Below are 12142 nucleotides of genomic sequence, written 5' to 3' on the forward strand. Positions count from 1 at the left end.
ATTCCGGGTGGGTCTAGAGCAATCTTTTTCACTACAGGAAACATTAATGTTCATAGATCATTTTTCTAGTCATCCCGCCATCGATCGTAATATTTTCCCCTGTAATAAAATTATTGTCAGACTGCGCTAAAAATAAGCATGCTCTTGAAATATCTGCTGGCATACCTACTCTCTTTGATAGATGCTGTTCATGATCGACTTCACGCAACTCCTTATAATCTCCTGTGTGAATCCAGCCAGGGCTTATAGAGTTTACGGTAATAAAATCTTCAGAGAATGATGCTGCTAAAGCATGAGTTAAAGCAACGATTCCACCCTTAGTCGCCGCATAGGCTTCAGAATGTGGCTCAGACATTGCTGCACGAGTGGAAGCCATATTGATAATGGATCCTCCACCTGATTGAGACATGTACTTGGCTGTTTCTCTTGAAAAAAGAAATACGCTTCTTAAGTTTGTGTTTAAAATATCATCCCATTCATCTACAGATAATTCATAAGGAGATTTCCATTTCGAAAGACCAGCATTGTTGATTAGGCACTGAATATCACCTAATTTATCATGTGTTTCTGCAACTGCTTGCATAATATCATCAGGATTCTTAACGTCACATGTTACCGCGATTGCTCTCTTTTCAATCGATGTAACTTCAGACAAGGTTGATTCTAGTTCATTTTTATCAAAGTCAATTAATGAAGGGATATAGCCTGCTTTGGCAAAATCGATTGCGATCTGTTTTCCTATCCCTTTAGCTGCTCCTGTAACGATTACAACCTTTTTATCACTACTCATTTTTCATACCTCCAGAATTTTTTTATGTACTAATCTATTCATTCCCCATACCGTATAATTTTCACACAAATTCATACAAAAATAGAATAGAAAAACTGCCGACAGAGTCGACAGCTTTACTATTACTTCTTTCTCCAAGGGCCACATGGGCCACATGGCGGTGGGCATGGTGGAGGACAAGGTGCCATGATTGGTTGTACCGTTCCACAAAGGTTTTGCTGCGTTGCTTGGTTTACGACGTTCGTGTTCTGCGGGAAGTAATGTACATATTTGTAGTTCATCTGATTGACTTGAGTCGTTTGCGTTGGATGAATCATCGGAACATATACATCTTGCTGGTTATATTGAACTTGTTGATTCGTTGGACTGAACTGTGCAGGCAAAACTTGAGGAGGGTAGTATTGAGATGGTGAGACTGCTGGGTATCCACATCCACCCATCTGTGGCATCTGTTGCATAGCTCCCATCGTAGGCGCCATCTGCCCCATTGCTCCCATCGTAGGTCCCATTGCACCCATATTAGGAACCATTCCCTTTTTGGCAAAAATGCCAGGGCGTTTAAATAAAGCCAAAAAAATGTTCTCCTTTCAAAAACCTTATATCCTATTTCTCTATATTTTATGTAGGACGACTTAAAAAGTTCGTCCATTTATCAATAAGTATTAAAAGGATTTTGTAGAAATTAATCGAACTGTACTTGAAATATATACTATTCAAATATCATTTAAGTGGAGAGGAAGAAGAAATTTGAAACTTTTAATTTCATTTTCAAACAGATTGATGCAAAGGTATATGCCTGACCCCTTCTTGTTAGTCATCTTACTGACATTCTTCGTATGTGGCCTAGCTTTATTAGCGACAGATAGCACCCCTGTAGAAATCGTTAATTATTGGGGTACAGGTTTTTGGAGTTTATTAACGTTTTCCATGCAGATGGTTTTAATATTAGTAACCGGTCATGTGATGGCAAGCTCCCCACTATTTAAGAAACTATTAGGTTCTTTAGCAAAGTTACCTAAAACACCAGGACAAGCTATTATTCTCGTAACATTGGTCGCGCTCGTCGCATGCTGGATCAATTGGGGATTCGGTCTTATAATTGGTGCTCTCTTCGCTAAAGAGATCGCAATAAAAGTAAAAGGTGTGGACTATCGGTTATTAATCGCAAGTGCTTATAGCGGTTTTATCATTTGGAGTGGAGGTCTATCAGGCTCTGTTGTCTTAACGATCGCTACACCTGGACACTTTACAGAGAATATTATGGGCGTTGTTCCAACGAGCGAGACAATTTTTTCATCGTTCAACTTCATCATTCTTGCAGGTCTATTCCTATTGGTACCGATTATTAATAGATTAATGGTCCCTCCAAGTGAAAAAGCGTTTGTAATCGATCCTGCATTGTTAGAGGAAAAAGAGTCTCTAGAAGCAGCAAGTAAAGAAGAAACAATTCAAACACCTGCTGACCGACTTGAGAATAGTCAGTTATTATCTATCCTCATCGGGCTTTTAGGAATTTCATACCTCGTCTATTATTTCACAAAAAATGGCTTCACCTTAAATCTGGATATTGTTAACTTTTTATTCCTATTTATCGGTATCATCTTACATAAAACACCACGGTTGTTTTTGAAAGCGGTTACGGATGCTGTCAAAAATGCAAGCGGTATTATTATTCAGTTTCCTTTTTATGCAGGACTAATGGGTATCGTGACTTCATCAGGATTAGTGGCTGTTCTGTCCAATATGCTTATTTCCTTCTCAAACGAACATACTTTTCATTTGTTTACATTATGGAGTGCAGGTCTTGTTAACTTTTTTGTTCCTTCTGGCGGTGGACAATGGGCGGTTCAAGGACCTGTTATGTTAGAAGCAGCGCAAAACTTAGGTGTTTCTCTATCAAAAACAGCAATGGCAGTAGCTTGGGGGGATGCATGGACAAACATGATTCAACCATTCTATGCCCTTCCCGCTTTAGCTATTGCGGGATTAAAAGCAAAAGACATCATGGGGTACGGACTTGTTATGATGATTATTACAGGGGTCTTCATCTCTGGCGTGTTTTTGTTGCTATAACACACAAAATTTAACTAAAAAATGATCAAAAAAACCTCCTTATCGCTAAGGAGGTTTACTTATTATGTATGGTGACTCGAGAGGGGTTCGAACCCCCGACCTCTACCCTGTCAAGGTAGCGCTCTCCCAGCTGAGCTATCGAATCGATATCTTTGTCCAACAAAAATTATTATATATGCTTTTTAAGAGTTTTGACAACACTTTTCTTTATGGTAAATCAAAAAAGACATCTTCAATGATGTTTGAAGTGTCTTTTTTGATTTGTTATCCGATTTTCTCTTCTTCATCACGAATCTTAATCTCTTCTAGATCAAGCCGCTCCTGCTTATCTCGAAGTCTGTGTGCGAGTCGACTTGATGCGTTAGCTGCAATACTTGCAACAAGGTCATCTAAAAATGTGTGCACTTTACCATTTGCTATCTTTGTATCTAATTTTTGAATAATACCCATCTTAAATTTATCTAGGTGCCCAAAAGTTGTAACGGCTATCGATCCATATCCGAAAACGGCTCCAAGTGCGATTGTTTCATCTACCCCAAACAAACCTTCATCTTGTTCAACGATACTTTGAAGGGGTTCAGACAATTTTCTTTGTTCCGCTAGCATATCAAGTTCTACACCAACAAGAATGGCATGCTGGATCTCGCGCTTCATAAGAACAGCATCGACGCTCTCTATACATTCTTCTTTCGTTAAGCCAGGTGAAAATGGTATCTGCATTTCATATACAATCTCAGCAATTTCAGGAATTGTGACGCCTCTTTCATTCAACAGCCTTCTTGCAGCTGCTTCAACTTCTCGACTGTGCACTCTATTATTCAACAGACTTCACCTCTTCTTAATGTTCGATCTCTTTTGGCAAAACGAATTGATTCTTTCATTATATCATTATGTGATACAATAATACGAGTTGAATGAAAACGCTTATAATTTAAAGATCAGTCAGCACAGGAGGTACTTTTTATGGCCATACTTAAAGGTTCAATCACAGATGATACAATATACAGCAACTACTTGGATGAAGAAATTGATTTGCTCATTTATTTGCCTGCAAAGTTTACTCCACTCGTTAAATACCCGATCCTAATCGCCCAAGATGGCAGAGATTACTTTCAGTTAGGAAAACTAGCTAAAACCGCTGATCGTTTAATGGAAGAAGAAAACTTGCAGAGCTGTATCATTGTTGGTGTTAATCATAAAGGCATCGAAGATCGAAAAGCAAAATACGACCCAACAGGAGAAAAACACGAAAATTACATTCGATTTATGGCCTTTGAACTTACCTCTTACTTAAATGAGAAGTTTAACACACTCCAACTTGGTGCGGGTATGGGCTTAATCGGAGATTCTCTAGGTGGTTACATAGCATTTAAGCTTAGCATTCTGTATCCGAACACGTTCGGTAAAGTAATCGTCCAGTCTCCTTACGTTCCTGAAAGTCTTATTGAGACCGTAGAATCGATCGAACAGATGCAAACGTTGACCATTTATCACTCAATAGGTGATGAAGAAGAGCAATTTACGAATCCTGAAGGAATAACGAAAGATTTTTTAACGCCAAACAGACAACTGAGTGAGCTTCTAAATAATTTGGCTCTCGATTATAAATACGCCGAGTTTCAAGGAAATCATCTCTGGGTAAATTGGCAGAAAGACTTAATTCCCGCGTTAAAGTTTATTTACAGCGACTAGTAACTGTGGGAAATAAATAGAATATTTGGTATACTAGTTCAAAAGATGAGGGAGGAAGAAATATGAAATACGGCATTGCAATTTTTCCATCAAAAAATCTACAAGATAAAGTGAATTCCTACCGAAAACGGTATGATCCGCATTATGCCCTTATCGCACCTCACATTACTCTTAAGGAGCCTTATGAGGCAACTGAAGAAGAAATTCAAGAACAAATCTCTTATATTTCTTCTGTTGCAAAGAACATAGATCCTTTTTCTATTCTAATTAATAAAGTAGGATCTTTCCATCCTGTCAACAACGTAATCTTTCTAAAAGTTAATGAAGCTGATGAGATTAAATCACTGCATGAGCAGTTATATTCTGGTCCGCTTGAACACCAACAACCATACAATTTTGTACCGCATTTAACACTTGGACAAAAGCTATCTGATGAAGAACATTCAGACGTTTTAGAACGCTTACGTATGATAGACATCGAACATGAAGAACGAATCGATCGTTTTCAACTTCTCTATCAACTGGATAACGGATCATGGACAGTTTATGAAACATTTCGACTTGGAAAAGGAGTTTAATAAGATTGATTAAAACGTATACAACGAACGAGCAAGGTTTTCAAGATGCACTAGCTGTAAGAAAAGATGTTTTCGTTCGCGAACAGCAGATTGATGAAAAAGAAGAGATTGATAACAATGAAGATGCGTCCTTACACTTTGTTCTTTACGATGGAGACACACCGATTGGTGCGGCAAGACTTCGTGAAGTGAATGGAGAAGGTAAAGTAGAACGCGTCTGTATCTTGTCTTCTCATCGAAAAAAAGGACTAGGAGAAGAATTGATGAAAGCTATGGAAACAGCAGCCATCAAACGTTCTTTACCGAGCCTTATATTATATGCGCAAACTCAGGCAGAAGACTTTTATAAAAAACTTGGGTATGTAACAACCTCAAAAGAACCATTTCTTGATGCTAACATTCCGCATGTAGCAATGAAAAAAGCATTGAAATCGTCGTAGTGGCGATTTCAATGCTTTTATTGTTTATTCCCGTCTAATCTCGTCAAAACTGTTATATAAAACGTACGTTGAGGAGAATAGGTTGATGGACATTCATGTTGGGCAATTGACGACAGAACTAATCGTAGGGTTTATCGCTCTCTTTTTATTAACAAAAATTTTAGGAAAAACACAGATCTCACAAATAACCCCCTTTGATTTTATATCGTCTATTTTCTTGGGAGAATTAGTTGGTAATGCTATGTATGATGATGAGACTTCTATATTCGTCATCTTGTATGCGATTGTGGTTTGGGGCTCTATGGTTTATATTGTTGAAATTATTACTCAGAAATTTAAGGGAACACGAAAATTTCTGGAAGGCGCACCTACTATTGTCATACGGAACGGACTAATCGATCGTGATATGCTTAAAAAGAGCAAACTAGACATCAACCAACTTCAAAACTTAGTTAGACAAAAAGGTTTTTTCGGCTTAAGAGAAGTTGAGTATGCCATTTTAGAATCTAATGGATCATTAAGTATATTGCCTAAATATCAATACGGCCCACCAAACAGACAGGATTTGAACCTGCAAAGTCAGGAGCAGCCGGAATTGCCCATTACTCTCATATTAGATGGTGAACTTAACCACGATAACCTATCAACAGCGGGACTATCAAAAAATAAACTTTTAGAACAAATACACAAACATGGGTATTCTGATATAACAGAAGTCGTGTATGCAGAATTTTCAGAAGGTAAACTGTTAGTTATGCCTTGTACGAAACCGAAAAAATAACAGGTTTGCCACCCATTATCTTATATACTGCACTTTCGTTCTCTAGCAATTGTATAAGATGTGCAGAGATGGCCGTTCGAAACAAGGAATATGAACCTAAATTTGCCGGTTCAACTTCGTATTTCATTAGCATGGACGCTACGATATTCTCAAATGATATTCCAAAATCACTTGAATGGTTAATTACATTTTGCACTTCTAAAGTAATTTGCTCATGGATTAGGATGTTATCTTGAATTACATTTTTATACTCGGTTACAAAGTTACCATGACCAGGGACCATTCCTTCTACATCTATCATCTTCAACTTGTGAAGCGTTGCTATGTTTTCACTTGCATCAACAATAAAAGGGATCTTATGCTTTTGGAGCACATCTTTTCCTAAAAAAGCATCGGCTGCATATAAAATACCGCGGAATAAGATACCATGTTGATTATAACTATGACCTGGAAGATGAATAACTTGTACTTCTGGAAATGGTTCTAAATATCCTTCTGAACAAATTTCATCAACACGTATAGCTGGTGCTTCTAAAAATTTATTTCTCATTTCATTTAACGGCGAATTTCCATTTGATAAGTAGATCGGTTCTAATATAGGATTTCTCATAATTGCTTCTTCTAGTGCAGGGGCGATTGTATGTACATCAACGTTTTGTTGTATATAAAAAGCTCCTCCAAAATGGTCGGCATGTGCATGTGTAATAAAAAGATGAGTTAACGGAAGCTCCTCACTTCGAAGTTGCTTTATCACTTTTTTTGCTGCTGATGATTCAAGACCAGCATCAATTAACATACCTTTACTCTTATCTTCAGTCACGATATACCCAATATTGACAGCACTCTTGAAATAATAACAGCCTGTTGAAAGTTCGATGAATTCCACTATAAAACACTCCAAGTCTTTATGTTCTGAACAAAAAAAGAAACCATCATATGGTTTCGTTGATCATGAGTCCTTTACCTTCTATTTCACTTAAGATTTGATTAAAGCTGGTTTTTTCTTCAAAAGTTAAACTCTTCTTTTGCTGAAAGGAACGTACATCTTCATTTTGAATAGGAGGAACACTAGCAACAACAGGTAATCCTCTTTCGGCTTTTTCCATCCTACTGGCATATTGCATCTGCTGAATGGGTAAGTACGGCAAGATATATCCCATCAAAATCCTCTCCTTTATCATTACTTCTATATTTCTTACCCTATTCCTTTTAAATCTATGTTTTTCAAGTGTAATAAAAAAAGAGCACTCCGTTGAGAGTACTCTAAAGAAACATTTGGATTGCTTAGACCCAAGGATCATAGTGGCAGCTTGTGCTTGAGCTTGAGCTGGAACTTGAGCTTGGGCTAGAAGAAGATTCATGTTTTGAAGAAGATTCATGCTTTGAACTAGATTCGTGCTTCGAGCTAGATTCATGCTTTGAGCTAGATTCATGTTTAGAAGATGACTCATGTTTGTGGCTAGACTCATGTTTATGACTAGACTCCCATTTGCTAGAGCTTGATTCGCACTCTACCTTCTTTTCATGAATGATAACTTTATCTGCTTTGATGATTACTTTATCAGCATAAACCTTCTTATGTTTTTTATGCTTCTTCTTCTTCTTCCTTTTACAATAATAACAATCTTCCATGTTACAACCTCCTCGTATAGTACATCATATGCAAGTCTGACGAGTTGGTTATAGGCTGTCTCACTAAAAGTTAATCGCTATATGATTAACTGCTTTTGTTCGGTAGTTTTGTTTATGAAAATAAACAAATGCTTCTACCGTAATGTTATCATCGATACCACTCTTAAAGGGAATCTGGAAATCATCCAAAGAGAGTTTATCACCACTTTTAAATGTGGTTTCACGTAACGGGCAGATCCACATTTCTCCCCGTTCTTTAGCTTTTTCTGCCCACTCATTATCCATGTACATCCAAATAGACTGTGTCATCTCTTCCTGTGTAGGTGATGCGATCAAAGAGATGATTTTCCCTTTTAACGCACAAGCCTCTGCAGGTTGAAATCGGAAACAAATATAAGGATTCTCCAATGTCTCTGTCCCAGTATTCTCGATAAAGAACGAACCTCTAATAAAACCCTTCTTATCTTTTGTGAAAATTACCGAATAGTCGAAATAGCACGCACTATTGAATCCATCTTTTTTCTGAGGTTCTGAATGTTTATTGTCCGTATCGAGCTCTTCAAAGACCGGTTCAGATGTGCGGTTAATGTTGATTCGCTTTTCCATACTTTTGATACGTTGTTGATACAGGTCGATCTGTTGGTCTTTATCGTTCATTTCATCTTGAATGCTCTTTAATAATTCTTCGTAGCTCTGCATCCTTTTTTCCATCTCATGCCCTTCTAAACGCTTTAATTTCTTTGTGAGTTCTTCAACTTGTTTTCTTAGTGCTAGAAGTTCCTTTTCGTTTTCTTCAATTATCTTAAGAGATCGATCATTGTTCGTCTCTTTTTCAAGTCTTTCGATGGTCTCTTCAGCGAATACGAGCTTTTTTTCAAGATCAAGTGCTTTTTCCTTATAATAGTCCACCCTAGAAACGAGCCGCTCGTAACTTATTTTATCCTTCGTCCCCATGCATCTTCCCCCTTGCATAATTAGGCTCTTTCCCTATTGTATGTAAGCTATTATTATTCGTTCACTTTTTTTTCATGAACAAGAAAGACCCGAGGCAATTGCCTTCAGGTCTTTCTGTTCTTCAGATCTATTCATTATTGATGTTGCAAGCAATTTTCTATAGCGATTTCTCCAGAATCTGCTTTTACAACACCCGTAGTAAATACCTTATTTCCTGCTCTGTCAATAAGTTCTACCTCAAATTGATTTCCATCTGCTGTCTCGACAATAGCTAGGTTAAACTTATACTGTTCACCAGAAGCATCCAGCGTTCCTCTTCCTGAAACAGTTAATCTTAGTCCACCAGCATATTCATCACAGCTGAGTGTATCTTGAGTGAATTCAGTAGCTGTATATCCTGTATCGTTTAAAGATAATTGGAATCTGCTTCCTGACAGGTTATAATTCGGGCAGATTTCAACGGATATCGTTACTCTGCCGGCTTCTGTAGCTCCATCCTCTTCACACGTTAATCCGCTAGCAGTTCCTCGTGATCTACACAGGCAGCCTGGCCTGGGATATATGTCCGGGCATTGTTGTGGAAACACTACCTCTGGACACATTTCTCCCTCGCTTTCCTCTGCATTTAGGTCATTTTCACGAGGTGAGCAGAACTTCGCTAGTACCTCTAGTTTCACTTCTGCTTCAACTTGGATATCCACACAGAATGTAATGTCTACAACGAATGAAGTTGGAGATGGACTATTCAACAATACCGTTCCTGTTGGGATGCGAGCAAAGATTTTAGTTATGCGGCAATATAAGTCTGTTCCATCTGGATAACACAAGACGAAAGATTCAAATACTGATGCATTAACCAACTGTTCTACAACGATTACTCCGTTACGGTCTACAACTTGAACTTTGATATCTGTGGTAAAGAGTAGCTCTACTAGCTGTGCTTCAGAAAAACCTCCGTGAAGTGCTACAGTAACATCTCTCTTTTCTCCAACTTGCTCGCATAGATAAAGTTCAGGGCATGCTGCTTCACTTGTTTCACCTGTTAGCGGGAATGCTGGAGGAGTTTTAGGTACTTTCGTAACTAATCTTAACGGTCGGCGTGAAGGATCATCCAATGCTTCTTCTATAGCTACGATTTGTTCAGGAGTAAAAGAAACGGTCTTTCTTACGTTTAGTGTATCAGTCACCCAGTCGTAAACTTTCTGAACGCGGATACACTCATCCTGCAAGTGTTTATGATTATTTCCCATTGTTTCCCTTCCTTTCCTCATCATGATCTGAAGATTCCATACATACTATGGAAATAGAGTGGGTTATGACACAAGAACGAAAGCCTATTTTTATAGATAAGCGTTAAGGAGGAAGGTATCATGAGACCAATCTGGTATCAAGATCAGAAGGTATGTGAGTTATCATCTATAGAATATGAGGCTTTAAGTCTTTTATTGCCTTATTGGGGATTGCAGATCTCGGATGATGGAGAAACGATTTCAGGCGCTCTTTCTACATTTATGTTTGGCATCCAGGGGCTATCACAAAAGAAAGTAAAAGAACTAGATCAGCAATTAAGTCATACAGGGATCAGGATGACAACCGATGACCATGTTAAATGTGACCACCGTTTTTATGTAGATTTCCATAGCGGTCATCCTATGCCACTGGCACTGAATACACCTGAAAAACAACTGTATTATTTAAACCCTTCTCCTACATTCAGGTTGCCCGTTCAAGCGGGTATTCACAAGGGAATCACATTAAAAAGAAAAGATGGACCTCTCTTCTTAGCGGTCCAACCTTCTTATGAAGAGAAAGTTGTAGAATGGATCAGTTATTTGGTCATTCAAACCTTTCTACGCGTTTCATTTGAATCTCTTTCTTCCGTTTCAGAATCCACATTCTTTTCATGTGCGAACAAAGTCTTAAAGCCTATTAATTCTTACTTTGCAGCCGCTCAAATCCCAATAATAGACACAGTTGAAGAAAGACCAAATGCAGAAGTTAAACAGAAGCCACATACTTCTTCTCCTGTACAAAATAAGAAACAAGATCTCTTTTATGAAGCAACTGAACAGAAGCCTGTTAATAAAAGATTAGATGCTCCAAAAGCGACTGTTCCGCAAATTCGACCTTTTTCATCAGCTGGTTCGCTCATTACAAACCAAATTCCAAAACCTTATGAGCAAAACAAAATATTATCAAGACATGCAAGTCCAATCAGCCCTTTCAAATCTAACAGCCCAACGGAAAAAACGATTCAACCTTTTAATAGGAATGCTTCTGATTCAAAGAAAACTTCAGTCATTCGTCCATTTCAGCCGAATAAAAACACCCCGTCCTCCGATTAAGAATATACTGGCATTGGCCAAAATATTCAATCAAGAGGAGAGATCAGAAGTGAATAAAGAAGATTTACAAAAGCTTTATGCTGAGATCAAAACAAAGAAATTGAACAACGCAGGAAAGAATCAGTCTTTAATTAATCCCCCTGTAAAAAAAGGCTGCAGTTCATGCGGCAAAGTAACGTGGAAACCTAATAAATCTAACTAAAAAGCTGTCACCCTCAGGGTGCAGCTTTTCCTTTAAGAGATATATTTTTTGGACACCAAGTAATTAATGACTTGTTCAGCACATTCTTTTACTCCAAGAAGGTCTGTTTTTACAATGATCTCAGGAGAAACAGGTGCTTCATAAGGATCAGAAATACCTGTAAAATTCGTGATCAATCCTTCTCTCACTTTTTTATAAAGCCCTTTTGGATCTCGTTTTTCACATTCTATAAGACTGCAATCTATATAGACCTCAACAAATTCTTCCTTAGACAATAAACTTCTAACTGCATCTCGATCTGCAGCAATAGGAGAAATAGATGCCACTAAAACGATCGAGCCACTTTCCACAAACAACTTTGTGACTTCGCCAATTCTTCTGATGTTCTCCGTCCTTGCTTCTTTTGAGAAAGATAGATCTTTATTTAATCCGTGTCTAACATTATCTCCATCAAGTAACATGGTACTGTGATTCCTTTTGTATAACATTTTCTCGACTTCGGATGCTATTGTTGATTTTCCAGAACCAGATAGACCTGTAAACCAAAGGACGAAGCTCTTGTGACCATGAAGTTTCTGTCTCATTTCCTTTGTTACGTTATGCTGTTGCCATGTTATATTCTTTTCTTCTTGAATCAATTGTTTATCCTCCATAA

General features: G+C 37.9%; 16 protein-coding genes and 1 tRNA gene. 7 read left to right on the forward strand and 10 right to left on the reverse strand.

Annotation, left to right across the window (positions count from 1 at the left end; genetic code table 11):
- Positions 1–43: 43 nt before the first annotated feature.
- Positions 44–790 (reverse strand): SDR family NAD(P)-dependent oxidoreductase, encoded by a 747-nt coding sequence (locus ACFS5O_RS16380; RefSeq protein WP_205725987.1) that lies wholly within the window; start codon positions 788–790, stop codon positions 44–46.
- A 122-nt stretch (positions 791–912) separates the two neighbouring features.
- A complete protein-coding gene (locus ACFS5O_RS16385; protein ID WP_318300200.1) occupies positions 913–1362 on the reverse strand; it encodes a CotD family spore coat protein in 450 nt (149 codons plus the stop codon).
- Positions 1363–1537: 175 nt separating this feature from the next.
- On the opposite strand from ACFS5O_RS16385, the gene ACFS5O_RS16390 reads away from it, so the two are divergent.
- Positions 1538–2863 carry a short-chain fatty acid transporter gene (locus tag ACFS5O_RS16390; RefSeq protein ID WP_205725986.1) on the forward strand — a complete coding sequence of 442 codons (1326 nt, stop codon included), beginning with the start codon at positions 1538–1540 and terminating at the stop codon, positions 2861–2863.
- A gap of 69 nt (positions 2864–2932) precedes the next feature.
- On the opposite strand, the gene ACFS5O_RS16395 is transcribed toward ACFS5O_RS16390, so the two are convergent.
- A tRNA-Val gene (locus tag ACFS5O_RS16395) sits at positions 2933–3008 on the reverse strand.
- A 119-nt stretch (positions 3009–3127) separates the two neighbouring features.
- Positions 3128–3685 (reverse strand): phosphatidylglycerophosphatase A family protein, encoded by a 558-nt coding sequence (locus tag ACFS5O_RS16400; RefSeq protein WP_198766905.1) that lies wholly within the window; start codon positions 3683–3685, stop codon positions 3128–3130.
- A 141-nt stretch (positions 3686–3826) separates the two neighbouring features.
- Between ACFS5O_RS16400 and ACFS5O_RS16405 the strand changes: the two genes are divergently transcribed.
- The 4 genes from ACFS5O_RS16405 (at position 3827) to ACFS5O_RS16420 (ending at position 6354) form a co-directional block, all read left to right on the forward strand.
- The gene (locus ACFS5O_RS16405) at positions 3827–4555 is read left to right on the forward strand and encodes an alpha/beta hydrolase (protein WP_205725985.1); all 729 of its coding nucleotides are present in this window, start codon (positions 3827–3829) and stop codon (positions 4553–4555) included.
- Between the two features lie 62 nt (positions 4556–4617).
- Entirely contained in the window at positions 4618–5133 is a 516-nt protein-coding gene (locus tag ACFS5O_RS16410; RefSeq protein ID WP_066393216.1) for a YjcG family protein, read from the forward strand.
- A 5-nt stretch (positions 5134–5138) separates the two neighbouring features.
- Positions 5139–5573: a GNAT family N-acetyltransferase gene (locus tag ACFS5O_RS16415; protein WP_205725984.1), complete on the forward strand. Its 435-nt coding sequence runs from the start codon at positions 5139–5141 to the stop codon at positions 5571–5573.
- 85 nt (positions 5574–5658) lie between these two features.
- Positions 5659–6354, forward strand: coding sequence for a YetF domain-containing protein (locus ACFS5O_RS16420; protein WP_205725983.1), 696 nt, complete (start codon positions 5659–5661; stop codon positions 6352–6354).
- Here the strand turns inward: ACFS5O_RS16420 and ACFS5O_RS16425 are convergent.
- The 5 genes from ACFS5O_RS16425 to ACFS5O_RS16445 all read right to left on the reverse strand — a co-directional run bounded on the left by ACFS5O_RS16425 (position 6326) and on the right by ACFS5O_RS16445 (position 10190).
- Entirely contained in the window at positions 6326–7240 is a 915-nt protein-coding gene (locus ACFS5O_RS16425) for an MBL fold metallo-hydrolase (protein WP_205725982.1), read from the reverse strand. The genes ACFS5O_RS16420 and ACFS5O_RS16425 overlap by 29 nt on opposite strands.
- A gap of 46 nt (positions 7241–7286) precedes the next feature.
- Positions 7287–7514: a hypothetical protein gene (locus ACFS5O_RS16430; RefSeq protein ID WP_205725981.1), complete on the reverse strand. Its 228-nt coding sequence runs from the start codon at positions 7512–7514 to the stop codon at positions 7287–7289.
- Between the two features lie 124 nt (positions 7515–7638).
- On the reverse strand, positions 7639–7986 hold the full coding sequence (locus tag ACFS5O_RS16435; protein ID WP_205725980.1) for a hypothetical protein: 348 nt from the start codon (positions 7984–7986) through the stop codon (positions 7639–7641).
- A gap of 63 nt (positions 7987–8049) precedes the next feature.
- Complete coding sequence (locus tag ACFS5O_RS16440; RefSeq protein ID WP_205725979.1) at positions 8050–8940, reverse strand: hypothetical protein; 891 nt, start codon at positions 8938–8940, stop codon at positions 8050–8052.
- A 134-nt stretch (positions 8941–9074) separates the two neighbouring features.
- A complete protein-coding gene (locus ACFS5O_RS16445) occupies positions 9075–10190 on the reverse strand; it encodes a BMQ_0737 family morphogenetic spore coat protein (RefSeq protein ID WP_205725978.1) in 1116 nt (371 codons plus the stop codon).
- Positions 10191–10310: 120 nt separating this feature from the next.
- Here ACFS5O_RS16445 and ACFS5O_RS16450 point away from each other — a divergent pair, with 120 nt between their 5' ends.
- Both ACFS5O_RS16450 and ACFS5O_RS16455 read left to right on the forward strand, forming a co-directional pair.
- A complete protein-coding gene (locus ACFS5O_RS16450) occupies positions 10311–11285 on the forward strand; it encodes a hypothetical protein (RefSeq protein ID WP_205725977.1) in 975 nt (324 codons plus the stop codon).
- A gap of 49 nt (positions 11286–11334) precedes the next feature.
- Positions 11335–11487, forward strand: a complete 153-nt coding sequence (locus ACFS5O_RS16455; protein ID WP_153238649.1) for a hypothetical protein — start codon at positions 11335–11337, stop codon at positions 11485–11487.
- Between the two features lie 32 nt (positions 11488–11519).
- Here the strand turns inward: ACFS5O_RS16455 and cysC are convergent, their stop codons facing one another.
- Positions 11520–12122: an adenylyl-sulfate kinase gene (gene cysC / locus ACFS5O_RS16460; RefSeq protein WP_318300273.1), complete on the reverse strand. Its 603-nt coding sequence runs from the start codon at positions 12120–12122 to the stop codon at positions 11520–11522.
- Positions 12123–12142: the final 20 nt, after the last annotated feature.

The organism is Fictibacillus nanhaiensis (assembly GCF_042686385.1).
In the GTDB taxonomy this organism is placed as follows: Bacteria; Bacillota; Bacilli; order Bacillales; family Fictibacillaceae; genus Fictibacillus; species Fictibacillus nanhaiensis.

Bases quoted from the DNA above. Each gene is read 5' to 3' on its own strand.
- ACFS5O_RS16445 (WP_205725978.1), bottom strand. From the start codon at position 10,190: ATGGGAAATAATCATAAACACTTGCAGGATGAGTGTATCCGCGTTCAG.
- ACFS5O_RS16420 (WP_205725983.1), top strand. From the start codon at position 5,659: ATGGACATTCATGTTGGGCAATTGACGACAGAACTAATCGTAGGGTTT.
- ACFS5O_RS16410 (WP_066393216.1), top strand. From the start codon at position 4,618: ATGAAATACGGCATTGCAATTTTTCCATCAAAAAATCTACAAGATAAA.
- ACFS5O_RS16380 (WP_205725987.1), bottom strand. From the start codon at position 790: ATGAGTAGTGATAAAAAGGTTGTAATCGTTACAGGAGCAGCTAAAGGG.
- ACFS5O_RS16405 (WP_205725985.1), top strand. From the start codon at position 3,827: ATGGCCATACTTAAAGGTTCAATCACAGATGATACAATATACAGCAAC.
- ACFS5O_RS16450 (WP_205725977.1), top strand. From the start codon at position 10,311: ATGAGACCAATCTGGTATCAAGATCAGAAGGTATGTGAGTTATCATCT.
- ACFS5O_RS16435 (WP_205725980.1), bottom strand. From the start codon at position 7,986: ATGGAAGATTGTTATTATTGTAAAAGGAAGAAGAAGAAGAAGCATAAA.
- ACFS5O_RS16430 (WP_205725981.1), bottom strand. From the start codon at position 7,514: ATGGGATATATCTTGCCGTACTTACCCATTCAGCAGATGCAATATGCC.
- ACFS5O_RS16440 (WP_205725979.1), bottom strand. From the start codon at position 8,940: ATGGGGACGAAGGATAAAATAAGTTACGAGCGGCTCGTTTCTAGGGTG.